At 50.8% G+C, this 23,454-nt stretch carries 20 protein-coding genes; 8 read left to right on the forward strand and 12 right to left on the reverse strand.

Translation table 11 applies throughout. The features are described from left to right. Positions 1 to 98: 98 nt before the first annotated feature. From cysK to EL628_RS01245, 3 genes are all read right to left on the reverse strand, one after another. A complete protein-coding gene (gene cysK, locus EL628_RS01235; RefSeq protein ID WP_126577993.1) occupies positions 99 to 1,049 on the reverse strand; it encodes a cysteine synthase A in 951 nt (316 codons plus the stop codon). A 7-nt stretch (positions 1,050 to 1,056) separates the two neighbouring features. Continuing rightward, complete coding sequence (locus tag EL628_RS01240) at positions 1,057 to 1,452, reverse strand: response regulator transcription factor (protein WP_161975187.1); 396 nt, start codon at positions 1,450 to 1,452, stop codon at positions 1,057 to 1,059. Between the two features lie 106 nt (positions 1,453 to 1,558). Beyond that, positions 1,559 to 1,999, reverse strand: coding sequence for an RrF2 family transcriptional regulator (locus tag EL628_RS01245; protein ID WP_126577995.1), 441 nt, complete (start codon positions 1,997 to 1,999; stop codon positions 1,559 to 1,561). 367 nt (positions 2,000 to 2,366) lie between these two features. Here EL628_RS01245 and EL628_RS01250 point away from each other — a divergent pair, with 367 nt between their 5' ends. The 4 genes from EL628_RS01250 (at position 2,367) to EL628_RS01265 (ending at position 8,110) form a co-directional block, all read left to right on the forward strand. Continuing rightward, positions 2,367 to 3,125: a response regulator transcription factor gene (locus EL628_RS01250; RefSeq protein ID WP_126577996.1), complete on the forward strand. Its 759-nt coding sequence runs from the start codon at positions 2,367 to 2,369 to the stop codon at positions 3,123 to 3,125. 57 nt (positions 3,126 to 3,182) lie between these two features. Further along, positions 3,183 to 4,328: a sensor histidine kinase gene (locus tag EL628_RS01255; protein WP_126577997.1), complete on the forward strand. Its 1,146-nt coding sequence runs from the start codon at positions 3,183 to 3,185 to the stop codon at positions 4,326 to 4,328. A gap of 192 nt (positions 4,329 to 4,520) precedes the next feature. Continuing rightward, positions 4,521 to 6,515: a zinc-dependent alcohol dehydrogenase gene (locus tag EL628_RS01260; protein ID WP_161975188.1), complete on the forward strand. Its 1,995-nt coding sequence runs from the start codon at positions 4,521 to 4,523 to the stop codon at positions 6,513 to 6,515. Between the two features lie 272 nt (positions 6,516 to 6,787). Further along, positions 6,788 to 8,110, forward strand: a complete 1,323-nt coding sequence (locus EL628_RS01265) for a glycoside hydrolase family 3 N-terminal domain-containing protein (protein WP_161975189.1) — start codon at positions 6,788 to 6,790, stop codon at positions 8,108 to 8,110. On the opposite strand, the gene EL628_RS01270 is transcribed toward EL628_RS01265, so the two are convergent. From EL628_RS01270 to EL628_RS01300, 7 genes are all read right to left on the reverse strand, one after another. Then, complete coding sequence (locus EL628_RS01270; RefSeq protein WP_126578000.1) at positions 8,107 to 8,478, reverse strand: MerR family transcriptional regulator; 372 nt, start codon at positions 8,476 to 8,478, stop codon at positions 8,107 to 8,109. The genes EL628_RS01265 and EL628_RS01270 overlap by 4 nt on opposite strands. 28 nt (positions 8,479 to 8,506) lie before the next feature. Then, positions 8,507 to 9,526, reverse strand: coding sequence for a DnaJ C-terminal domain-containing protein (locus tag EL628_RS01275; RefSeq protein ID WP_126578001.1), 1,020 nt, complete (start codon positions 9,524 to 9,526; stop codon positions 8,507 to 8,509). A 60-nt stretch (positions 9,527 to 9,586) separates the two neighbouring features. Beyond that, positions 9,587 to 10,144, reverse strand: a complete 558-nt coding sequence (locus tag EL628_RS01280) for a nucleotide exchange factor GrpE (RefSeq protein ID WP_161975190.1) — start codon at positions 10,142 to 10,144, stop codon at positions 9,587 to 9,589. Positions 10,145 to 11,339: 1,195 nt separating this feature from the next. Continuing rightward, the gene (locus EL628_RS01285) at positions 11,340 to 12,176 is read right to left on the reverse strand and encodes a segregation and condensation protein A (RefSeq protein ID WP_161975191.1); all 837 of its coding nucleotides are present in this window, start codon (positions 12,174 to 12,176) and stop codon (positions 11,340 to 11,342) included. 4 nt (positions 12,177 to 12,180) lie between these two features. Beyond that, a complete protein-coding gene (locus EL628_RS01290) occupies positions 12,181 to 12,708 on the reverse strand; it encodes a hypothetical protein (RefSeq protein WP_126578004.1) in 528 nt (175 codons plus the stop codon). A gap of 33 nt (positions 12,709 to 12,741) precedes the next feature. Further along, complete coding sequence (locus tag EL628_RS01295) at positions 12,742 to 13,467, reverse strand: site-2 protease family protein (RefSeq protein ID WP_126578005.1); 726 nt, start codon at positions 13,465 to 13,467, stop codon at positions 12,742 to 12,744. An 18-nt stretch (positions 13,468 to 13,485) separates the two neighbouring features. Next, positions 13,486 to 14,406, reverse strand: a complete 921-nt coding sequence (locus EL628_RS01300; protein ID WP_126578006.1) for an MBL fold metallo-hydrolase — start codon at positions 14,404 to 14,406, stop codon at positions 13,486 to 13,488. A gap of 313 nt (positions 14,407 to 14,719) precedes the next feature. Here EL628_RS01300 and EL628_RS01305 point away from each other — a divergent pair, with 313 nt between their 5' ends. Further along, positions 14,720 to 15,661 carry a YihY/virulence factor BrkB family protein gene (locus tag EL628_RS01305; RefSeq protein WP_126578007.1) on the forward strand — a complete coding sequence of 314 codons (942 nt, stop codon included), beginning with the start codon at positions 14,720 to 14,722 and terminating at the stop codon, positions 15,659 to 15,661. 216 nt (positions 15,662 to 15,877) lie between these two features. Next, a complete protein-coding gene (locus tag EL628_RS01310) occupies positions 15,878 to 19,021 on the forward strand; it encodes a DNA translocase FtsK (protein ID WP_161975192.1) in 3,144 nt (1,047 codons plus the stop codon). Positions 19,022 to 19,032: 11 nt separating this feature from the next. Here the strand turns inward: EL628_RS01310 and EL628_RS01315 are convergent, their stop codons facing one another. Both EL628_RS01315 and trmD read right to left on the reverse strand, forming a co-directional pair. Next, positions 19,033 to 19,881 (reverse strand): GNAT family N-acetyltransferase, encoded by an 849-nt coding sequence (locus tag EL628_RS01315; protein ID WP_126578008.1) that lies wholly within the window; start codon positions 19,879 to 19,881, stop codon positions 19,033 to 19,035. Positions 19,882 to 19,921: 40 nt separating this feature from the next. Continuing rightward, positions 19,922 to 20,677, reverse strand: coding sequence for a tRNA (guanosine(37)-N1)-methyltransferase TrmD (gene trmD / locus EL628_RS01320; protein ID WP_126578009.1), 756 nt, complete (start codon positions 20,675 to 20,677; stop codon positions 19,922 to 19,924). A 474-nt stretch (positions 20,678 to 21,151) separates the two neighbouring features. On the opposite strand from trmD, the gene EL628_RS01325 reads away from it, so the two are divergent. Continuing rightward, positions 21,152 to 22,702, forward strand: a complete 1,551-nt coding sequence (locus tag EL628_RS01325) for a PAS domain-containing sensor histidine kinase (RefSeq protein WP_161975193.1) — start codon at positions 21,152 to 21,154, stop codon at positions 22,700 to 22,702. A 2-nt stretch (positions 22,703 to 22,704) separates the two neighbouring features. Then, positions 22,705 to 23,439: a response regulator transcription factor gene (locus EL628_RS01330; protein ID WP_126581844.1), complete on the forward strand. Its 735-nt coding sequence runs from the start codon at positions 22,705 to 22,707 to the stop codon at positions 23,437 to 23,439. The last annotated feature ends 15 nt before the right edge of the window (positions 23,440 to 23,454 follow it).

Below are 23,454 nucleotides of genomic sequence, written 5' to 3' on the forward strand. Positions count from 1 at the left end.
GATCTCGCGCTCTTTTTGCGCCCCTATCTCCTAAACGATTCAGACCATGCCAAGAGTTACAAAAGTAGAGATGAATTTTGAAAATCCACGCATTTCGGTCAAGAACGTCCTCTCAGATCATCAAAAAGGATGGTTTGCAGGTAGCGTTCCGCTCCGCTGGGAAAGATCGCTACAATGACTTTACCACGATTCTGCTCCTTGCGTGCTTCTTGCATACTGGCCCAGGCCACTGCTCCACTGCTAATACCAATTGACAGACCCTCCGCTTTCATCAGCGCGATGGCGGTCTCCACTGCCTGCTGATCACTGACGGGGATAATACGATCAATGAGATCTACCCGCAGAGTATCTGGAATAAAACCTGATCCCAGACCTTCAATACGATGCGGACCCGGTCGTCCTCCTGAGAGGAGCGCACAGGTTGCTGGCTCGACGGCAACGATCTCGATGGAAGGTTTATGAGCACGGAGCCCTTCAGCCAGGCCTGTGAGCGTTCCGCCTGTCCCGACGCCGATTACGACAATATCCACCAGGCCAGCGCTCTGCTCCCAGATCTCTTCTGCTGTATGCTCACGATGAGCACGAGGGTTAGCCTGATTATAAAACTGTTGAGGATACCAGGTATGAGGAAGAGTCGTCCGAAGCTCAATGACTTTGTTAATAGCTCCTCGCATCCCCTGCGCGGCTGGAGTCAAAATAACCTGCGCACCCAGGCGCTGGAGAAGTAAGCGCCGCTCCAGACTGACGGTATCGGGCATGGTGAGAGTACAGTGATACCCCCGCGCCGCAGCAATAACCGCCAGCGCAAGGCCCATATTCCCACTGGTTGGCTCAGTTATGGTGCTGCCCACTCGCAAAAGCCCCTGAGACTCTGCTTCAATGACCATCTGTAAGGCAACACGATCTTTAGAGCTTCCGCTCGGATTAAACATCTCAAGCTTCGCCAGAACAGTAGCAACGCTACCCTCGGCCTGCTCAACAAAATGCTTTAATTCGATTAAAGGGGTATGACCAACAATATCAGCCACATTGCTTGCCCACTGGACCATACGTTCGCTAACTCTCTTTCTCGTCCGGTAGCAATGCTCGAATAATGCTGATCAACTCTTGAATATTAAACGGTTTACGTAAGAGGAGGCCAGCCTGTAGCCCCATCCTGTGCAATTCCCATTCATGGCTACCGGTAATCACAATGATTGGTGTGTGCCTGGTGTTGCTATGTCCACGTAGCATCTTGTAAAGCGAACTGCCATCTAAAACTGGCAGGCCAACATCCAGGAGGATCAGGTCTGCTCCCATCGCTGGCAGTTTGTCTCTGGCAGTCTGTCCATCGGAGAAGATGCTCAAGCGCCAACGTCCAAATAACGAGAGTATATCAGTGAACATCTCTGCTAACCGTGGATCATCTTCAACAATTACGATCAGTTTACGCCTGTCTACTGCTTCTGCCACGTACAACCATCCCCTTTGCCTACTCATCACATCCTCTGGTCCTGGTCTCCCTACCTGTGGCCGCCGTCGCTTGCTTAGTGCCGCTCCACGTATTTAGATCACTTATTTAGATATAATACATTGTCTCTTCGGTACTACCAGTGCGATGGCGTTGCGCAAGCTCCTCGATCGTTGTCGAGGTAAGGATCTGCTGCGTCATGGCATCAATTTTCTGCCACACATCCCGCAAGGCGCACCCAGGAGAAAGCTTGCAAAAATCTGGGTTGGGGAGACATTCCATTGGAGGAACATAACCTTCAAGGGCCTGTAGAACCTCAGCCATCGTAATCTGGCTCGGTGCCTTCGCCAACATGTGACCACCTTTTGGCCCACGAACGCTTTTCACCAATCCTTCTTTACGTAAGACCATGAGGATCTGATCGAGATATTGCTCTGGAATATGCTGTCTGGTGGCAATATCCGCGCTTTCAATCGGCCCTTGCCCATAATAAGCGGCCATGTCGAGCATAGCTCGCAGGCCGTAATCTCCCTTCATTGTCAATTTCATGCTGGAGAACCTTTCCACTGGGGCAAAGTGACTGACATTAGAAACCTTTTTTTCTAGTGTTAGGATATATCAGCAACGAATGCATGTCAATGGTTTCAGCCCCTTTCCTTGACAAAATCACTCAACAATCTCACCTTTTATCCCGCTAAGCCAATGCTTAATTTCTGCTGAGAATATTTCGCAGATCTCCTTTCAGGGTTGCAGGTGAACCGTACGCTCTCTATAATGTCTATATCTATCGTATACCTATTGTGTACCGTCTTTATTTGGCATATCTTTGACATAGTGAAGCATAGAGGATTCCCAATGAATCTTTCTCCGCTTCCTATTTACTTTACTTACCGGGGCTTTATCAGGGGAGGCGCTTATGGATCAAGCTACTACGCAGCAGATCAATCAGGAGAAACCAGCACCTTTAAAGGTTCTGGTGGTAGATGATGAAGATAACATTATCGAGCTCATTCGGCTCGGTCTGCGCTATGAGGGCTTCCAGGTGGAGGTCGCTTCCGATGGCGAACAGGGCATTGCAGCTGCTCAACGGATTAATCCTGATCTCGTTATTCTCGATGTGATGATGCCTGGAATAGATGGCCTGGAGGTCTGCCGACGGCTCCGCGCTAATCCTACGACGCGCGATGTGCCTGTTCTCATGCTGACGGCTAAAGATGAAGTTGGAGATCGCATCCTGGGTCTTCAGACCGGGGCCGACGATTATCTCACGAAACCGTTCGATTTCTATGAACTCCTTGAACGTATTAAGGCGATTCTTCGCCGACAAAGTCGAGCCCGGGCCAGTCAGGCGAATCCAAATGCTGAGGACTCTTCTCAGGTCCTGCAGTTCGGCGAGCTCGAGATGAATACATCGACCCGTGAGGTGACGCGCAGTGGTCAACCCATTGAATTGACGGTGACTGAGTATAATCTTCTTCATCTCTTTATGAGCCATCCACGCCAGGTCTTGGACCGACAAACAATTCTTAATCGCGTCTGGGGCTACGATTTTCTTGGTGAGACCAATATTATTGAGGTCTATGTACGCTATCTTCGAGAGAAAATAGAAGATTCTCCTAGCTCACCTCGTATGATTGTCACTGTTCGTGGGATTGGATATGTATTAAAAGGGTAGCTTCTTTTTTCTATTGTTACTGTTACTCTCTGTGCTCATCTGTGGAGTTGTCGTACTATGTCAAAGCATAAGACATTCGGTTCTCCTTCACCTGCTGAAGAACCGACTCACGCACTCGCTCGCTCAAAAGGCTCGGCTCAATCTCCTGCGTGGCTGCGTCCTTTCTTCAGTATGCGCGTGCAGATTACATTTATCTATAGTCTTTTGCTGACATCTGTTGTTATCCTTACCTGCCTGCTGGTCGCTCGCCAAGAGTCGTTTATGGTGATTCTCTTTGGCGCAGCTCTCATGATCTGTATTGGGACTGCCCTCACTTTCCTGCTTGCAACGATCTTGCTTCGGCCTCTCTGGCAGTTGACTGATGCCGCCCAGGCGATTGCTGTTGGCGATCTTCAACAACGCTCTCGCCTCCCTTTACGACTTCCCCCTCAAGATGAGATTGATCGCCTCTCCGGTAGCATCGATGTAATGGTGACGCGGCTCGAACATGCTGAGGAGATGCAAAATGCCTCGGAGGAGCGCTTTCATCAGTTCTTCTCCGATGCATCCCATCAACTACGTACTCCTTTGACGTCGATTCGCGGCTTTACCGATCTCTTGACACGCAAAGCCAAAGATGATCCTGAAATGCGGGCCCATATCCTCGGTCGCATGAAAGGTGAGACTGAACGGATGACGAATCTGATCAATGATATCCTTACGTTAGCACGCCTGGACGATCGCCATCCCCTGAAACTGCAATATTGTGATCTCGTTGAGATTGCCCTGGAGAGCATTGAACAGACACGCGCACGTGCCAACGATGAACGCACGATTAATCTCATGGTCGCTAGCGATGAACGCATGGGCATCCGCGTTGATAAAAATCGCATTAAACAGTTGCTGTTTGTGCTGATGGATAATGCTCTGCGCTATGGACGGCCCGCTCCCGATGGCATCATCACGCTGAAATTGGATAAGCAGAAGGATCAACTTCTTATCTTTGTGATTGATAATGGCTATGGCATCGCTAAAGAGGATCTTGAACATATCTTTGAGGCCTTTTATCGCGGTCGCCAACGCTCAAACGCAACTCTTCCAGGTACTGGTCTGGGCCTGACGATCGCAGCAGCGATCGTACGCGCTCACAATGGCACCATTACGGTCTGCAATGAACCAGACAAAGGGACGGAATTCAAAATTACCCTCCCCACTCTCAGCTAGTTTCTTCTTCTCCCAGATGAGATAGGTATATTTCGATCTATAGTTGAAATTCGCTACTTCAACTATATACTGTCTATACATCTTTCCTAGATAGTTTGACCTTGATTCGTCTACCATGGTACACTGCAACAAATGACAGATAAAAGGGCTCGGGGATCGCTTCTCGCAGCCTCTTTAGGTAAGGGTAGGACGATGTGGACTTCAACTCTCGAACTGGATGCCAGACGGGTCTTGCTAACCCAACTCATTGGGCGTTTTTATCGTGATGCTTATTTCTCTTCTTTTTCTCCATTACAAGTACAGAATCTTCCTCGACAGCCGCTGCCCGATATGGGCTGGGTGCGGGTTCGCAATCGCTTAGCAGGCATCTGTGGTACTGATCTGCATCTGATCTATGGAGATGCTGATCTGCGCACGGCTCCCACGGCAGTTCCAGGGCTTCGCCAGAGCTATCCTGGTCACGAGATTGTCGGTGAGGTGATTGAGATTGGCGACCATGTCCAACGCTTACAGGTAGGAGCTCGCGTCGCTCTCCAGCATGGCCCAAATTGTCGGGCCGCTGGCATTCAACCACCCTGCCGCTCCTGTGCACATGGCAGCTATAATCTCTGTGTCAATAGCTCTCGCATTGGCCAGTATGCTATCGGTGGTGGATGGAGCGAGGAGATGCTTATTCATGAGCAGCAACTTTTCTCTATTCCTTCTTATCTGAGCGACGAGCAAGCAGTCATGCTCGAACCTACGGCGGTCGCTGTACATGCTGTCTTACGACGCTTACCTCAACCAGGCGAACATATTCTGATTATTGGGGCCGGTACCATCGGCCTGCTCACACTGCAAGTAGTGAAGGCTCTGGTCCCTCAAGTGACGGTAAGTGTGCTGGCACGCCACTCGTTTCAGGTAGAACAGGCAACGCGCTTAGGCGCTTCCCACATTATTTATCCACAGGATTCGTACCACGGTGTTCAGCGAGCCACTGGCGCGAAGCTTACACATGGTTTCTTTGGGAATAAGATGCTCCATGGCGGCTATGATGTGATTTATGATACGGTTGGACAACGCAATACTCTCCATCATGCTCTTCGCTGGACACGCGCTCAGGGGACGCTTGTTCTGGTCGGGCTCAATCTTCATCTGATGCATATCGATCTCACTCCTGTCTGGTATCAGGAGATCAATCTGATCGGTTCGACTTCCCATGGTACGGAGGTATGGCCGCTCGGAAGCCAACAACGTACGTCAACCTTCCAGGTGGCAACTGAGCTGATTCAACGCGGCCTGCTTCATCCCGAACAATTGATCACTCATCATTTTGCGCTCAATAACTATAAGCACGCTCTGATGACCGCTACAAATAAAGCGGACAGCCGCGCTATTAAGGTTGTGTTCGATTATTCGCTCCTTCCCGCGTCGGTGGTGCCCAATGTGCGCGCTGCTGGCCGCCATCGCCATCCTCTGGCTCATATTCCACCTCTGCCCGAACAGTATTATTCTCGCGAAGATGAGGAGGCGTTCGAGGCCGCTCCAGTTGAACAACGTACGCCTGTGCCTTCTGCTATTCAGGCAACGCCTCCTATTCCTCCTATCGATGAGGCAACATGGAATGCTGCTATGTCGTATGTCTCAAATACTCCAGACAATGAGGATACGGCGACGGCTATGCCCTCTCTCCGCAAGCGCTATAGCCGCAAACTCCCTCCAGACGAACAGGGTTCACAGGAAGCTCAGGCTAATGACGATGCGCAGAAGGTTCATGCCCCTATCGCCCGTAGACCCTCCCGCCCTTCCACTTCTTCGGCTACCAGTCCTCAGCCTATTCTGCTTCCTACAGAGCAGCCTTCAACTCAGATCCCCACCATGCCGCAATCTTCAGAACTGCTGGCAGAGCCTGAGGAAGAGGAGGCGCAAACTTCAGAGGTGGAGAGGTCCGCTTCTGTCCAACGACCTCTCGATGAAGATCAGGCTGCCGCCGCTGAGGCTATCGCGGCACAGGAGCTAGCTTCGGAGTCGTTCGATGTTCCCGACGATTATGCCGGGCAGTCTGACACAATTGAAGAGCCCGATAGCCATTTCGCCCGCGAGAACCGCCGAAACGAAACAAAATTGCCACAGAAAGCGTCTCATCAGGTAGAGGAGACTCAGACTGGCTATGTACGACCGCGCCCACGCCATCGCAAAAAACGCTAATGCGCTCTCCTCCAAAAGCAACCTTCCTCTAATAAGGCCTGGCTCTGCTCCACCAGAGGTCCCTGGAAGGAAGGTTGCTTGTTTCCTTTGCTAATGGGTCTGGCTCTGTTCCGTCAGAGGCTTCCCCTGAGACAAGCAACCTTCCTTCCTGTGTATTATCTATGGCATTAGAGAGAGCAACCTTTTCTATGTGTAATTAATATGTGTAATCAATAGGAATCTCGAGCAGTTCATAGGAATTCATGACACACTATTTATATAGGAGCTTATCAATGAATGCTGATGATCAGGTAGGTACTCCGAGCCCTCCTCCACGGAGGCAGAAGAAGCGAAGAGCACTTTCAGTCTCGCTCTCTCTCTTCATCCTTGTTATTCTCGTGATTGCTGGTACTCTGTTTGGGCCCCAGCTCTTGTCACATAGCAGCGCTCATCGCTCCGATTCTCCTCCTGCGACACCCGCAGCCACCCTCAATCCCTCGGACGCACCACAAGATACCTATCCTCATCCCCAGCTGACCGAACATGAGAAGATGCGCCTTCTTGCCAGACAGTATGTCTCACAGATGAGTCTGGATGAGGAGCTCGGACAATTGATTATGGTTGAATATAATGATACCTCTTATTCCGCAGATCTGAATACTATGCTAACAGAGATGCACGCAGGCGGCGTCATTATGTACGAGTTTCAGATGCTGACAAAACAGCAGACGACGCAAGATATTGCCAGAATGCAGCAGGTGGCAAAGATTCCTCTTCTTATCTCTACCGATGAGGAGGGCGGACCCTACGTTCATAGATTGAATAACATCTATCCTCCGCGCATGTCGGCAACCGATATTGCAAATACTGGCGATCCCACGGTAGCAGTTCGGGAAGGACATCACGTGGCGCAAGATCTGCTGGCGCTGGGCATTAATGTCAATCTCGCTCCTGATCTCGATATTAATCTCACGAATGGCTATGATCAGGTGACCCGTACGTTTGGCGCTACCTCTAACTCAGTTATTAACTACGCCGGTCCCTATATGAAGGCGATGCAGAGCGATGGGGTGATTGCCTGCATCAAACATTTTCCAGGTCTGGGTGCCGCAACGGTGGATGCACATGCAGCTCTTCCAATCATTAATCGTACAAAGGATGAGATCTATGCGACTGAGTTGGAGCCGTTTAAGCATTTCATCCAATCCACCGATCCCCTGGAGCAGCCTGGCCTGGTTATGCCAACCGATCTCCTGATGCCGGCGATTGATCCAGTCATGCCTGCTGAGCTTTCTCATACCTTTATGACGGATATTCTGCGCAAAGAATTTGGCTATGATGGCGTGGTGCTGACCGATGCCCTCTACATGAAAGGCGTGGAGATCAATGGGAAGGCGATTACGATGCCCGAGGCTGGCGTGATGGCGCTGAATGCAGGCGATGATATGCTACTTGGCCCATCGGGCTCACAAGAGATGCAGGAGATGATCACAGCGCTAAAGAATGCATTGAAGGATGGGACTCTGGCTCAGTCGCGCGTCGATGAGGCTGCTACACGCATTCTAACGCTTAAATTGGAGCGCCATCTGATGCCAGCTGTCCCGCCACAAAATTAAGAGGATGAACCTTTCTGGAGCCGCTCAATAATCTCTTTCAGGCGTCTCGTCTCTGCGGCATGCTGATCGCGAAGCAGGAGCATTTCTTGTGCAAGCTCCTCCTGCATCTTTTCCATGCGATCTTTCATATGCAAAATGGCTTCCACGCCAGCAAGGTTTACACCCAGATCGCGCATGAGACTACGAATCTGCATAACCCGATCAATATCTCGGTCCGAATAGAGTCGCGGACTATGTGGACTACTGCCCTTACGAGCCGGGTTGATAAGACCAAGTCGCTCGTAATGGCGCAGTGTCTGCTCATGTACTTCAGCACGTTGAGCGGCTACGCTGATGATGTACCACGCGCCATCACTTTTCTCTGACATGCAACCCTACTCCTTCCTTTCGCACCAGCTAGACCCTCCCAGCCTCACTACGGAGGCGCCCTAGCTTCTCGAATAAGCTCCGCTCTTCCGCACTCAGATTCATTGGTAGGATGACTTTGGCTCGTGCATAGAGATTCCCGTTGCCCTCTCCACGGAGACGAGGCATCCCTTTTCCAGTCAAGCGAAAAGGGCGGTCGTTCTGTGTCTCGGCAGGAATGGTTAAGAGCAATTTGCGTCCATCAGGGGTCGGGACAGCAACTTCCCCTCCTAACATCGCTGTGACGAGATCAACCTCGACATCAACGGAGAGATCGTCGCCTTTACGCTCAAATTTACCATCGGGCTTGACACTTATCACCAGGAAGAGGTCTCCTCGTGGTCCACCACCAATCCCAGGCTGCCCCTCACCTGCCACGCGAATGCGTGAACCATTATCCACGCCAGCGGGAATCTTGACCTGAATCCGCTTGTTGCGCGGCAATGAACCACTCCCTCCACAGGTCGGACAGGGCTTGTTGCCTACCTCTCCCATTCCTCGACAGGTGGTACAATCCTCGGTCGATTGAATATTAAAGGTCCGTGTCCCTCCCAGATAAGCCTCTTGCAGGGTGACCTCAACTGGCTGATCAAGGTTTTCACCCGCACGCTTGCGCTGATCCGGACGAATTGTACCAGGACGCGCACCTGCAGGGCCAGTACGCCCAAAGAGTGCCTCAAAGAAATCAGAGAAACCCGTTCCACCCGCATCAAAGTCAAACGGATTTGCTCGCCCCCCGGCATATTGCGTCCTGCGGCCAGCCGCCGATGGGCTGGGACCAAACTGCTCCTGCCAGTTGGGGCCAAGCGTATCGTACTTCTGACGCTTCTCAGGGTCCGAGAGCACTTCATACGCTTCGTTGATCTCTTTAAACTTCTCTTCCGCTTTCTTGTCGCCGGGATTTACATCGGGATGGTACTTACGAGCCAGTTTACGAAAGGCTTTTTTGATGTCATCCGCACTAGCCCCACGCGCCAAACCAAGTATTTTATAGTAGTCTTTGTAATCCATATCCCAGCCCTCTTCTGCTGTTACTCAGGCGCATAGGCCCCTTCTTCCTTCTGGGCGTGCTTACTTGTTCCCTACACTAACTTTGACGCGAGCAGGGCGTAGCGTCTCTTCACCCAGGGTATATCCTTTACGAACCTCTTCCAGAATGGTTCCATCTGGCTTGTCGCTATTCTCAATGGCTTCGATGGCTTCATGGAGGTACGGGTTAAAGGTCTCACCAACGCTTGTGACGGGCGTAAGTCCCTCGCCGCGCAGGACTTCGTTCATCTGCCACTGCAACATGCGAAGTGTATGCTGAAGAGCCTGCTTGTCCATCGTGTCCTGGAAGGCCAGGGCGCGCTCAACGTTATCCATGACTTCAAGAAGGTTGTTAAACAAGGCCTTTTTCTGCTGCTGGACACGATCCGAGACGAGCCGTTCCTGACGTTTACGGAAATTATCCCAGTCGGCACGTTCGCGCAGATATTTATTCCAGTTGTCTGTGGCCTCCTTGCGTGCCTGGCCCAATTGAGTTTCCAGTTCAGCTACGCGTGCGTCCTTTGACTCGCTGGTCGCATTCGTGGGCTGTTCGCTGGCGGTCTGCTCGACGTTAGACTTATCCTGCTGCTCTTCTTTCACGATGTTTCACTCCTTGTTGAATGCTGTATCTATCGTTACCAGTGCGGATCTGCAAAGTGTTATTGCAAGACCAGTATAAAACTTGAGTCCCATGGTGTCAAGTTGATAATGAGAAGTGGAGGCAATGTACATTTTTGCGCTATCTCTTGCCATGCCAGGTAGGGCGCCTCTTTCCTCTGATCCCCACTCCGCTCTGTGAGCCCCTCCATGGCTAATGGGCAATGGGAAAACGGGAAAAAATGTTATGGGGGCGACCATAGCGGAGCTTCACGTTTCGGAAGGAGACGCCCTACTTTTCTTGTCATTTATTGCTCTATTTCACGTATAAAATGATGTCAAGTAGGGAAAGCCGCTTGTCTCTTTCCTCTGGTCCCACTCCGCTCTGTGAGCCCCTCCATAACTTAACTTGAAAATAAGTTATGGAGGGGCTCACAGAGCGGAGCTTCACGTTCAGGAAGGAGACGCTCTACTTGTATTGTCATATTACGCTCTATTTCACATATAAAACATTTTAAAGCAGGGAAAGCCGCTTGCCTCTTTCCTCTGTTCCCACTCCACAATGTGAACCCCTCCATGGCTAATGGGAAAGGATGCTATGGTGGGGCTGGAATTGTGGAGCTTCACGTTGTGGAAGGAGACGCCCTACTTTTTTATCATTTATTGATCTGTTTTGAATATAAAATAATGTAAAGTAGGGAAAGTCGCTTGTCTCTTTCCTCTGTTCCCTCTCCGCTCTGTGAGCCCCTCCATAACTGAATTGGAAAACGGGAAATAGGAAAGAATGTTATGGAGGGGCGACCATTGCGGAGCTTCACGTTTCGGAAGGAGACAAGCGACCTTCCCTACTTGTTTTATCATTTATTGATCTATTTTGAATATAAAATAATGCCAAGTAGGGAAAGCCGCTTGTCTCTTTCCTCTGTTCCCACTCCGCTGTGTGAGCCCCTCCATAACTGAATTGGAAAACGGGAAATGGGAAAGAATGTTATGGAGGGGCGACCATGGTGGAGCTTCACGATTAGGAAGGAGACGCCCTACTTGTTTTATTATTTACCACCTGAAAACGTGTATTATGCAATGTCAAGTAGGGCGTCTCTTTCCTCTGTTCCCACTCCGCTGTGTGAGCCCCTCCATGGCTGAATTGGAAAACGGGACATGGGTAATGATGATATGGAGGGGCTGGCATGGCGGAGCTTCACGAAAGTTCTTCCTCTAGCCCGGTCTCGTTCCAGAGGGGGCCTCGCTCGAGCATCAGGGGGCCCATCGGGTCCTCCTGAGAGACTTCGATCCGCTGCCACTTCCACATCTCCAGGACGGCGATAAAGGTAACGATAATGACTATTCTTGAGCTTTCGTCGGCCAGGATCTCAGAGAGGAGGACAGAGGAGCGACTCTGAAGATGAAGCCGGATTGCTGCGATACATTCACTGACCCTCACTTTTCGCGTGGGCATCAGCTCTGTTCCAGCCACGTTCTCTTTTGTCTGGAGCTCTAATAAACGCTGAAAAGCTCTCGCCAGAGACGACGCCTCCATGCCAACTAATGTGGGTGGCGTCCAGGCGAGCTGGGCCTCAATCCCCGCCAGCAGGCCCGAACGAGCATGCGTCTGCAAACCTGACTCCTCATGCTTACGCAACACGTGAGCAATCTCTTTAGTGAGCTTGTATTCAATGAGGTGGCGCTGAAGCTCTTCAGCCATCTCGACGGCTGTATTCATCTCTTCGTTCTCTTCCGCTCTGGGGGCTTGCGGTAAGAGGCTCTGTGACTTAATAAACAGGAGGCGAGCAGCAATGGAGACAAATGACGCCATATTCGCTAGCGGCATCTGCCCATCCTCCAGACCCTGGAGATACGCAACATACTGATCAGTAACCTCCATAAGGGAGATCAGAGTAATCTCCATCTGCCGCTTCTCAATGAGATGTAAGAGGAGATCCAGCGGGCCCTCAAAGACGGGAAGATGGACAATATAGCGTGCCTGTTGCGCTGGCTCTTCGGTGATTGACGCAGCAGGAATCAGAGGTTCTAGCATACCATTATGATACCTCATCTACCTCGTGGAGGATTTGCGCAGGCCCAGAAGGCTGATGGTGAGTGCGAATATAGTGCACAGCTTGCTCTGAAAGTCCCGCCGCACTGGCCAACTCTGCCCCGACCTCAGCATGCCACCAGGCATAACTCAAGGCCCTTTGCCATGAAGGAGTACGCGATGAAAAGTCCTGAGGGACAATGGCGAGATAGCGCAGAAGCCGGGGGGCCAACTTCTTGCCCAACACAATCACTGGACGTGTCCAGAACGGCACGCGGCCTTCAGCCTTCCCAACATCGTGTAATAAAGCCGCCGCGAGAAGATCAGAGTCAGTCTGGCCGCGCGCTTGCAATCCTCTGCATACACGCAGACTATGCTGCTGATCAGCCCGAGACATCGTAAGAAATAAGGGCCATGCCGCCTCTGGAAGCAGCGCTCTCACTACTTCCTGCTCATCAGTTGTCAAAGGCGCTACAAAGCCCAACTGCTGCCGAACCTGATCCAATCGATACTTGATTACCTGTCGCCCAGTCATACATTTCTCGACCATTTTTCCAACCAGGAGGCTTTAGAAACCATAGAAATTTGCGATCGTCTGAAATGGCAGACCAAACATCATAGCCACAACGTTGATGGAGACCCATTGAATATAATAGGCCAGGTTAAAGAGCGGAAACCAGCCCAATCCAACCAGACTCGCAATAAAAGGCACGATAAAGAAGAGGATCAGAATAATAAAGGGGCCATAGACAGCCGAGCGAGCAAACTGTACAGCTTGCTTACTGGGCAATAGTGCATGGACGATCTGATACCCATCCAATGGATGAAATGGAAGCAGGTTTAACAGTGCAATACCAATGTTGACACAGGCAAACACAATGAGAAATTGAAGCACGCGTTCAAAGAAAAAGTTATCATGCAGAATAAAGACCGGCGCAAATAAGCGCGCCAATCCTGCTGTGACCAGGCCAACAACCAGACTAAAAATGGGACCGGCACAGGCCACAATCAGAACGCCTGTATTCGCACCCACCTTCATTTTCCAGGGATCGGGTTTAACGGGCTTGCCCCATCCCATACCAGATAAAGACTGGAAGGCTAACACCACACAGAGCAAAGTGCCCACGGGATCAATATGTACACGTGGATTAAGCGTCTGTCTCCCCTCTAAACGAGGCGTGCGATCTCCAAGCCAGGCCGCCATCTGTGCATGTGCCCATTCATGCAGCGGAATAGCCATAAAAAAGGAGACAATTATCATCAGGGCGACGACTACATTAATACCTGTCCTCATTTGCCTTTACTCAATCCTTTAAGCTAAAAGATCAATCTCCATACCTTCGTATGCCGAGCGCGTCTGCGCAAAACGGCCCCGCGCCTCGGCTTCCATTGCATCTAGCTGATCATCATCATAAGTTGGCTCATGATGGAATAAGATGAGTTCTTTCACATGGGCGGCTGCGGCTGCCTCAATGGCCATCTCTACTGTACAATGACCAAATCCATGCTTGACCTTCTGATAATCCTTCTTCGTATATTGTGCATCGTGAATTAAGACGTCTGCACCTTCCATAAACTCAAGGATCTCACGCTCACAGCCTTCATTCCATTCTACATCAGTAGCATACACTATCCGCTTACCTGCATGCTCGATCCGATAGAGAATCGCCCCATTGGTTGGATGATGGGTCGTAAATCTGGTGCTCACGCGCACTTCCCCGGCCCCCACTATCTCTTTTCGGGGGGGATAGGCGTAGATACCTGGCTCGTCTGAGCCGTTAAGCCAGCTAATACTCTGTTCATCGGTGAGCGTATGGAAAACGCGTTGGGATGGGAGCTTACGGACATCAACTGGAAAATAGGGTGGTGACATGAGGATGGTCATGAGCTCTTCAATACTTCTTGAACCCAGCTGAGGGCCAAAGAGATGCACCTTTGTCTCAGCCGCAAAAAGAGGAGCAAAGAATGGAAACCCCTGAAGATGGTCGCCATGTCCATGGGTAATAAAGAGCGCCAGTTGCATCAGTCCCTGTCCCTGCTGCCTGCGCATCAGCTCTTCGCCCAGTCGAATAATTCCACTCCCGGCATCAAAAATTAATGTATGCTGGCCCGCTTGCACCTCCACACAGGCTGTATTCCCCCCATGGCGCACTGTATGCAGACCCGGAGTAGGATAACTTCCCCGCACGCCCCAAAAACGAATCTGGAACCGCGGATGTTCTACTTCTACCATAACGCTCGTTGCTCCTCGCACAAACCTACGAAAAGGATTAGACGGTCCACCTTATTATAACGTGCAGCGGAAATAATGAAAAGGTTGACTTGTACATGAAACGATTTGCTGAGCTCGGTCGTGATTGTAGTGATTGTAAATACAACAACAATACGTTGGCTTACCACTCTTTATGTTATGTACCGATCTTGAGTTTATTGAATATCATGGACAGACTCTGATTGGGTTGACTTCATCTCATCGTTCTTGATGGCTATCTGCATTATTTATTTGTCTCATTTTGTCTCATTTCTTCTAATAAGGAGCAGTATTCATGACAGCATTGGAAAAGGCGGACGCCCTGAATCATCCGGCAGAGGCAACTGCGAGAGCCGCCCAGGCCGAAGGACGCTCTCTGAAAGAGCTGTTGATAAAGTTTTATCGTGATTGGTCGCTTCATACTACTCAGGCTCTTACGTTTGTGCTGATAACTTCTCTGATTCCGCTGGCTATCCTGCTGCTCGCTTTTGTAAGTAAGGTTATAGGCAACTTAAATCCACAGGCTCAGCGCGAATTAATTGCTCAGGTTCAGCAGGTCCTGCCTCAATCTATCTTCGCAACGACTTCTCAGGATATCGTCAATTCAGCCTTTCATAAACTTCCACAAGCGACCGATCTGCTAACATCCATTGGTCTGGTGACGGCTGTCTTCTTTGGCACTCGCCTCTTTACGCTTTTAGAGGCCTGCTTTGACTTGATCTATCGTGTACCACAGCGCCCTCTGATCCAAAAGAATCTGGTCGCCATGGCTATGCTGGTTGCCTTTATGGTCCTGACACCCATTCTGGTCTTTACCTCGCTGACTCCTGATGCAGTGGCGGTCTTTTTAGCAAAAAATACCCATTATAGCGATCCCGAACTGCTTCATCGCATTGCCGGACATGTCGGAAGCTTACTGGTCTCTTTCTTTCTCTTCGAGATTATCTATGCGTTTGTGCCCAATATCCACCATTCACTGACAGCAAAATTACGCTCAAGCGTGCCGGGCGCTCTTACGGCTGCCGTGGCGCTACAGATTGGTCTGATTTTGTTCCCTCTTTATAGTGAGAATTATACAAGCGGTGTGGTTGGAAAGATTACAGAGGCCCTGATCCTCCTCCTGTTTTTCTATCTGATCTCGTTGGTGACGCTGTTTGGCGCTACCGTTAATGCATACTTTAGTGAGGGCATTCCCCCCACAACCTATGACCTTATCAAACGAGCTAGCCACAATTAAGCAGGCTCTCCATGAGAAAGTTGGCGCAGTTGCTCGCTTGTAGCAACTGCGCCATTGACCTGTTCTGAGGCCCCAAAACATATGCCTTATTCGCTAATCTTGACTGATTCTATGTCATTCTACTTCGCTTGAATGCTTTACGGGCTATTGCGTCTCGAGAACAGGTGCGTTATCATACAAGGTATCTATCTCTTGAAGTAAGGAGGGAACCAGCATATGGCAGGCAGTGGTCAGAAAAAAGTTGTCAAACGAGCTGATGAACGGGTGGTGCCCAGTCTAAAACAATCAGGCTCCCGCGTCAGCAAGGCTGCGGGAGGCCAGAGTTCACGCAATATTCAAAATATGCGTGGCGATCAACGTGGTGCTACGCCGCGCGCTAGCCGTAGTGCTGCCCCTTCTCGCCAGGCTCCACGTCCCAAACAGAGCGCTGGATCAACCAGGAGAAGTCCATCTCCTGGCTCATATCGTCCTGCCTCTTCCATGGCGCCATCGTCGGCTCCCTATCCAAAGGATCTACAATTTATTGCATCGGTACGCCAGAAGTGGAATAATCTACCCGATCATCATCAGCGCCGCATTATAAGTATCTGCCTCTTTGTGTTCTCTCTCTTTCTCTTTGCTTCGTTAACATTCTTAAGTGGTTCTGGAGGTTGGGGAGGAGTGGGGAAATTTTTTGTGGTCTTCCTGGGCTGGGCCGCTTATATCTTTGCCATTGGTCTGATCGCTCTCTCAGTCACGCTCTTCCTTGAAAGCGTTCGACAGGAGCGGCTCGTCCGCTCTACCTTTGTCGGCGGTATTGGATTGATCTGGCTCCTGCTTCTTCTGGAGAGCCGCTTAATCCTTGGATCAATGAAGGCTGGAGTTCTGGCCGAATGGCTTGTTACGCCGATCGGAAGCTGGCCAGCTCCTGTACAACACATGACGATCCTGGGGCTCCTGCTTATCGTCTGTATCTTGACGTTCCGACTGACCTTTAGCCATGTGATGATTATTGTGCATCTCTTTGAACGCTTTACGTCAATTGATGAGTCAAAGATTCTTGGCAATCGACAACCAGCAACTCAGATCTATGAAGATGAGGATGATGAGATGGAGCTTGATCTGGATGATCCTGTGCTTCACAATCCAGATCTTGAGCTAGATGATGATCTCAATCTCAATCAGCGACCACAATATAGCCGCTATGGAGCGGGGATGAGTCGCGCCTCAGCCCTTCCCAATCGACCTTATGTGGCTCCCGAAGCCAAAATCTCTCGCCGCCCACGCCGCACCATTGATCAAGAAGAGGCGATTGGATATGATACCGATATCCACGATGATAGCACGATTGAGTTTGATCCTCAATTTGATGATCCCAATCAACCAGCCTATGATGGTACTAATCAGAGCACGTATATGGATGAAGAGGATGATCCGCTCAATGATATCAATATCCATAAACAGCAGATTAGCCGTGTGCCTCGCGGTGGATTGCGCACTCCCAATCCCATGGCTCTCGATGAACATCTAGATGCTCGCCAGCAGCCCCTACCACTGGATGAAGATGAACGCATGACGCTTCTCTCACCTCAACAGGAGGTTCCTCTGGAGCCGGTCGCCCTCAATCTCCAGCCGGTCGCCAAATCACGAGGAAGCAAACGCTCTGCAACGGCTGGCTCCAATCCAGCTTTACCTACGATTCTCTCTTCCTGGACTCTTCCAAACTTACAGCTTTTGCATAATCCAGAAGCAACCAAAGCACAATTGCTTGGAGACGATACTGATACGTTGGCAAGGATGATCCAGGATACGCTACGAAGCTTCCGCGTAGATGCCGAGGTGCGGAAAGAGGATATTAGCGTTGGACCAACCGTTATCCGTTTTGGAATTCGTCCAACTGGCAAGCCTGAGATGATGAAGGATGAGAAGACGGGGAAGATGGTGCCAGTCCTCGATGCTGCCGGGCAGATTATCTATGAGACACGCACACGTGTCAGTCGGATTATGGCCCTGCAAAACGATCTGGCTCTCGTGCTTGAGTCTAAAACTATCCGTATGGAGGCTCCTGTCCCCGGTCGCCCCTACGTCGGTGTGGAGATTCCCAATAAAAATAGCCGTCTGGTGACGCTCCGCGAGGTCCTGGAGAGCAAAGAATATCAGACTGCTCGCAATAAATCGAAGCTGGCAATGGGGCTGGGTAAGGATGTCGCCGGTCTCGTACGGGTTGGCGACCTTGCTCGCATGCCGCACTTGCTGATCGCTGGTGCAACAGGGGCTGGCAAGTCGGTCTGCATTAATACCATTATTGCCAGTATCCTGGTTCAGGCTACTCCTGACGATGTCCGACTGCTCATGGTCGATCCCAAGATGGTGGAGCTCAATATGTACAATGGGATCCCCCATCTCCTGGCACCAGTGGTCATCGAGGTCGATAAGGTTGTCTCGCTCCTGAAAAATGCTATCAATGAGATGGAGCGCCGCTACCGTCTCTTCTCACAGCTAGGTGTCCGCAATCTCGATAGTTATCGCAAACTACGCCTGGAAAAAATTGGTCAGGGCGATACTTCATTAATCAATCTTCCTGCCATTGTCATCATTATTGATGAGCTGGCCGATCTGATGATGGCCGCGCCTGAAGAGGTTGAGGGCATGATCTGTCGCCTGGCACAGCTGGCACGAGCAACCGGCATCCATCTGGTGGTGGCCACGCAGCGCCCTTCTGTAGATGTAATTACAGGCTTGATTAAAGCGAATATTCCAACCCGCATCTCGTTCATGGTGAGCTCTGCCGTTGATTCGCGCACAATCATTGATATGGGCGGTGCAGAACGCTTACTTGGCCGTGGAGATATGCTCTATCTACCAGCCGATGCGGGGCGTCCTGAGCGCATCCAGGGTGCATTCCTGAGTGATGATGAGGCTCAGGCCCTGGCAGATTTCTGGCGTCAGCAAGCCTCTACACGCCTGGCTGCCGTTGCCGATAACGATCCCGGTGCTGAGACGATTCTGGATAGCCGGTGGGAGCTCAAACAAGAGCATGCCGATGAGGTCGAGCTCGAGGATGATCTGCTGGATAAGGCTGAAGAGGTGGTCCGCGAATATGGCCGCGCCTCGATCTCCCTCTTACAACGCCGCCTGCGCGTTGGCTATTCACGCGCCGCCCGCCTGATCGATCTCCTGGAGAACCATGGCGTGATTGGACAATCGGTCGATGGTGGTCGCGCCCGTGAGGTCTATGACAATCGCGGAGGCAGCCACTATGATCAGGATGATCCCAATCGCTCTTCCCTGGCCGACGAGGCCGATCAGATCCTGGAGGAAGAACGAGCACGCAACGATTTCCTTCGCAAACAGGCTGCCCGCTACCAAAAATACGAGTAAGAGAGGGGCGCTTATGCAATACGATAGATCTGAAAATCCTTTACAGCTCGATAGCCTATCTTCTGATAGATGGCATTCGAGATCGGATTCGCTAAATTCGTAAAGAGATTACATGATTGCCAACCCTGCTCCAAAAGATGCTGGCTCAGGGTGGCCACACAGTTAGCTGCATAGCCCCGACCTCTTAACGCTGGAGGTGTGTAAACCAGGCCAATGCTGATTGTGGTAGACAAAGCACGCGATGTGGCTGCCATGGAGACGGGCTCTTGTTCCGGTGTCTCCCAGATCCAATAATCGCCATGGGTAATTCGGCTGATCATCTGTTTAGAGTCATCTTCAGGTGGCATATCAGGCAGAGCCTCAGCAAAAAAGGCTCTATTCCATTCCAATAGCTGCTTAAAATCTTTTTTTGTTGCCATTCGCAATCTGCCAGGCGCAGGCCGTGGAAAGGCGACTTCGGTGAGCATGAAGAGCCGTTCAGACATATTCTTACTATAGGTGCGACCTGTTAAGCGCTGATAGGTCTCGGCAAAAAAGAGGCTCTCTTCTACATCGCCCAGAACACCAGGAACAGGCCACTGCTCTTCAACGACGCGAGCCACCAGCAACTCCAGGGCTGCATCCACATCCGGTTGGTAAACACCTAAGAGTACGTTAAATGGTGGAGTCACCAGTGCAGAGGCTACGACAGCTCCCTGATCAGCTACTGTAATAAAATAAGCATTCTTCTCCAGCGCTGGTGAGCGCCGAATGTTGAGGGCGATTCCTTGCATCAAGCAATGTTCTACTTCCCGGGCCTCCAAAAGTGGTTGGACTTGTGCAAGATACGCCTGGACGCTCTTGTATGTCTGTACATCCATATTTCAGAATCCTTTCCTGAGCATCTTCAGTTTTTCTTTCCTATGCATCTTCTGCATCTTCGCTTTTTAAAGCACGCTCTTCATCAGCCAGTTCTTTCAAGAGCTTTCGATCAGCCTTGCTACTGAGGTCCAGGCGCGCATAGAGATCGGGCCGTCGATCACGGGTACGTCTGATAGACTCTTTGCGGCGCCAGCGGGCAATGTTCTCGTGATGTCCAGAAAGCAGAATATCCGGGATACGCCAGCCGCGAAATTCAGGCGGGCGCGTATATTGAGGATACTCCAGCAGGTTATGGCTATGCGACTCATCATCAGCCGAGCCCTCAGTTAAGACACCTGGAGTCAGACGGCTCACAGCGTCAACCAGAATCATCGCCGCCAGTTCCCCTCCGGTTAACACATAATCGCCAATTGAGACCTCATGAGTCACAAGATGCTGGCAGACACGCTCGTCAATCCCTTCATAGTGTCCACACAGCAATGTCAGGCGCGGCTCCTGGGCAAACTCACGGGCCATCTGCTGATTAAAGAGCTTTCCCTGCGGGGTCAGATAAATAATCGGCCCTCCCTGATGAACTGCTTCAATCGCACTAAAGATTGGATCAGGTTTCATCACCATGCCCGCGCCACCACCATACGGATAATCATCCACCACATGATGCTTATCGGTCGTAGCATCACGAATATTATGCAGAGCAATGCTCAGCAGGTCCCGCTCCTGAGCCCGCTTCAAGATACTCTCAGTAAACGGTCCCTGAAACATCGCCGGAAACAGCGTAAAAATATCAAAATGCATGCGTCAACTTACCTCTATCAATCGCCGATGGCCTTTTCTCTTCCCAATTATTGTACTATGCCTGAGAAGCGCTCACCAGATCCAGCTGGATCGTCTAAAACAGCGTCAGGCTGCATAAAAAAGATCCGCTATAACACACCAGATAGCATCACTAGCCCCTGGCATTTTAGCCGCTGAAGAGGTAATTTCCATAAAATTACAGGCACGTTTCGTTAATTTTAGAACAAGTCGCACTTGATGGATGTTTAACACTGGAATTATGTGTTACAATAACACCGTTGCCCCCATCAGCAAGTTGTATGCTCGATGGTCGAAAACTTGCATGAAAGCGCGGGGCAAGGGCGAATTCCTCTCCCTAACAACACCGATCTGTACAAAACAACAACCTTTTTTGATAAAATTTGTATGTCCACAGCGGAGTAGTCTGTTATGTCCTGGTCCCAGCCGCCACTGCCAGAGGATTCATACGATCACATGTCCACGTTAATTGGTAGCGCAATTACGTTGCTGCGTGGTGAATCCGGTGTCTTTGCTGTCTCTAATGAGGCTTTCGATCCGCAAAGTAGTGCCGAATATACTCTCTATCATCTTAGCGAAGAGGCATTACCTGCCCTGCTCTCGTATGTTCAGGAAGCGATGCAACCCAATGTACAGCATCCGCTTGTCGTCGAGACACTACCACCAGCCCTGGCAGCCCGCTTTGGCATCGCACAGGAGGCTGCCGAACAACAAGGAGTTGAATGCTGCTCACTGGCCCTCTACGATCAGAATGGCTCGCTGGGTACCTTATACTTCTTACGATTAGCAACCCTGCGCTCATGCTTCGAAGATCATGGAGCCGAATCGGCGGGGACCAGAACCGATGAAACGCTGCTCCACTTTATCGCTCAGTTGACGGCTGGTCTCCGCTTTGCACTGCGCTCACAGGCGCTTGTCAAAGAACAGGGGCGCTTAGCCGCCATCTTTCAACATAGCACAGAAGGGATTCTAACTGTTGATAACGCTTTGAGAATCATTGATTTTAATCCTGCAATGGAACGCCTGACCGGCTGGCGCGAAAATGAGGTGCTGGGTCGCTTCTATTTTAAAGTGCTGCGCCCACAGGATCGACAGGGCAACGATCTACGCTTAGAGGAGTCGCCAATCTTGCAAGCCTTTGCAGGCCAGGAGGTGGTCAATCGTGAGATGGTCATTTGCGCTCGCGATGGACAGCGCTTTACTGTCGCCGTCACAGCCTCCTGCGTACGCAACGCCCGTGGCGAAACAATGAATGGCATTCTCAATGTTCGTGATCTCACCCGCGAACGCCAGCAAGAGGAGCAGCGCTCAACGTTTATCTCAGTGATCTCACATGAGCTACAGACACCCATTGCAATTATTAAGGGGTATGCCTCTACACTTGCACGAACAGACTCGCGGCTGGATGCCAGGGCCCTCCGCCTGCGTCTGGTCGCGATTGAAGAAGAGGCCGACAGACTCAACAAACTGGTCGGAAATCTGCTCTATGCGTCGCGCATTCAAGCCCATGGATTGCAGATGGATATCGCCTCTCTGGACCTGGAACATCTTATTCGTAAGATGATCCGGCGCTTGCACGCCAAAGCGCCAGATGTAGAGGTCTCGCTCTCTTTTCCGCCGCAACTACCAACCGTCATGGCCGACCAGGAGCGCATTGAAGAGGTCATACAGAATCTTCTGGATAATGCCGTGAAATATTCTCCAGGCAAACCTCATATCGATGTCGCCTGCTTTGCGACCGGAGAAGAGGTGATTGTCAGTGTCAGCGATCATGGAATGGGAATCTCTGTCCGCGAACAAGAGCAGATCTTTAATCGCTTCCATCGCGTGGGTGAGCCTCTCGCCCAACCAACGCCTGGAGCAGGTCTGGGGCTCTATATCTGCCGCGCTATCGTTGAGGCACATGGGGGGCGCATCTGGGTGGAAAGCACCCTCCGGCAAGGTTCAACCTTCTTATTTAGTTTACCGCGTGAGGAGAAAGCACAATTACCGATGGTGGTTTTTTGATGATGGAACAGGAAGCATTTGATCAACGAGATATGACTATTCTCATTGTGGACGATGAACCACGCATCCGTGACTTCGTTCGCATGAACCTGGAGCTTGAACACTATCGTGTCATCGAAGCCAGTAATGGGATCGAAGCTCTGGAGCAGCTACGCGAGAGCCTCCCCGATCTGGTCGTCTTAGACGTTATGATGCCAGAGATGGATGGCTTTGAAACGTTAAAGGCCATTCGTGAGGTCTCAACAATACCAGTTATTATGCTCACCGTCCGCCAGACTGAACAGGATCGCATCCGTGGCCTGGATCTCGGAGCCGATGACTATATCGCCAAACCCTTTAGCCCGCGCGAGCTCTTATTGCGGATTCGCGCCTTACTCCGTCGCTCTCTCATGGCTCCCCCTTCTCGTAAAACTGAGATTGTGGTTGACCCTGATCTTAAGATCGACTTTGCTCGCCGTGAGGTGACTGTCCGCGGCCAAAAAGTAGTTTTACGTCCAACTGAATATCGTCTTCTCTATCACCTTGTTAGTAATGCTGGCCGTCTACTGACCCATGAGACTCTTCTCTCCAAGGTATGGGGTCGTGAATATCGGGATGAATCCCACTATCTTCGCCTCTATATCACTTATCTACGCCAGAAACTGGAGAAGGATCCCGCCCATCCTCAGTACATTTTAACCGAACGCGGCGTAGGCTATCGCTTTAAAGAGCTTGGTGAACAAAAAAATGCTGTGTAAACCATACTGGAGAAG

This window comes from Tengunoibacter tsumagoiensis, from assembly GCF_003967535.1.
Taxonomy (GTDB): Bacteria; Chloroflexota; Ktedonobacteria; order Ktedonobacterales; family Ktedonobacteraceae; genus Tengunoibacter; species Tengunoibacter tsumagoiensis.

Coding starts and splice junctions, on each gene's coding strand:
- cysK (WP_126577993.1), bottom strand. CDS start 1,049: ATGGTCCAGTGGGCAAGCAATGTGGCTGATATTGTTGGTCATACCCCT.
- EL628_RS01245 (WP_126577995.1), bottom strand. CDS start 1,999: ATGAAATTGACAATGAAGGGAGATTACGGCCTGCGAGCTATGCTCGAC.
- EL628_RS01250 (WP_126577996.1), top strand. CDS start 2,367: ATGGATCAAGCTACTACGCAGCAGATCAATCAGGAGAAACCAGCACCT.
- EL628_RS01255 (WP_126577997.1), top strand. CDS start 3,183: ATGTCAAAGCATAAGACATTCGGTTCTCCTTCACCTGCTGAAGAACCG.
- EL628_RS01260 (WP_161975188.1), top strand. CDS start 4,521: ATGTGGACTTCAACTCTCGAACTGGATGCCAGACGGGTCTTGCTAACC.
- EL628_RS01265 (WP_161975189.1), top strand. CDS start 6,788: ATGAATGCTGATGATCAGGTAGGTACTCCGAGCCCTCCTCCACGGAGG.
- EL628_RS01270 (WP_126578000.1), bottom strand. CDS start 8,478: ATGTCAGAGAAAAGTGATGGCGCGTGGTACATCATCAGCGTAGCCGCT.
- EL628_RS01275 (WP_126578001.1), bottom strand. CDS start 9,526: ATGGATTACAAAGACTACTATAAAATACTTGGTTTGGCGCGTGGGGCT.
- EL628_RS01285 (WP_161975191.1), bottom strand. CDS start 12,176: ATGCTAGAACCTCTGATTCCTGCTGCGTCAATCACCGAAGAGCCAGCG.
- EL628_RS01290 (WP_126578004.1), bottom strand. CDS start 12,708: ATGACTGGGCGACAGGTAATCAAGTATCGATTGGATCAGGTTCGGCAG.
- EL628_RS01295 (WP_126578005.1), bottom strand. CDS start 13,467: ATGAGGACAGGTATTAATGTAGTCGTCGCCCTGATGATAATTGTCTCC.
- EL628_RS01300 (WP_126578006.1), bottom strand. CDS start 14,406: ATGGTAGAAGTAGAACATCCGCGGTTCCAGATTCGTTTTTGGGGCGTG.
- EL628_RS01305 (WP_126578007.1), top strand. CDS start 14,720: ATGACAGCATTGGAAAAGGCGGACGCCCTGAATCATCCGGCAGAGGCA.
- EL628_RS01310 (WP_161975192.1), top strand. CDS start 15,878: ATGGCAGGCAGTGGTCAGAAAAAAGTTGTCAAACGAGCTGATGAACGG.
- EL628_RS01315 (WP_126578008.1), bottom strand. CDS start 19,881: ATGGATGTACAGACATACAAGAGCGTCCAGGCGTATCTTGCACAAGTC.
- trmD (WP_126578009.1), bottom strand. CDS start 20,677: ATGCATTTTGATATTTTTACGCTGTTTCCGGCGATGTTTCAGGGACCG.
- EL628_RS01325 (WP_161975193.1), top strand. CDS start 21,152: ATGTCCACGTTAATTGGTAGCGCAATTACGTTGCTGCGTGGTGAATCC.
- EL628_RS01330 (WP_126581844.1), top strand. CDS start 22,705: ATGGAACAGGAAGCATTTGATCAACGAGATATGACTATTCTCATTGTG.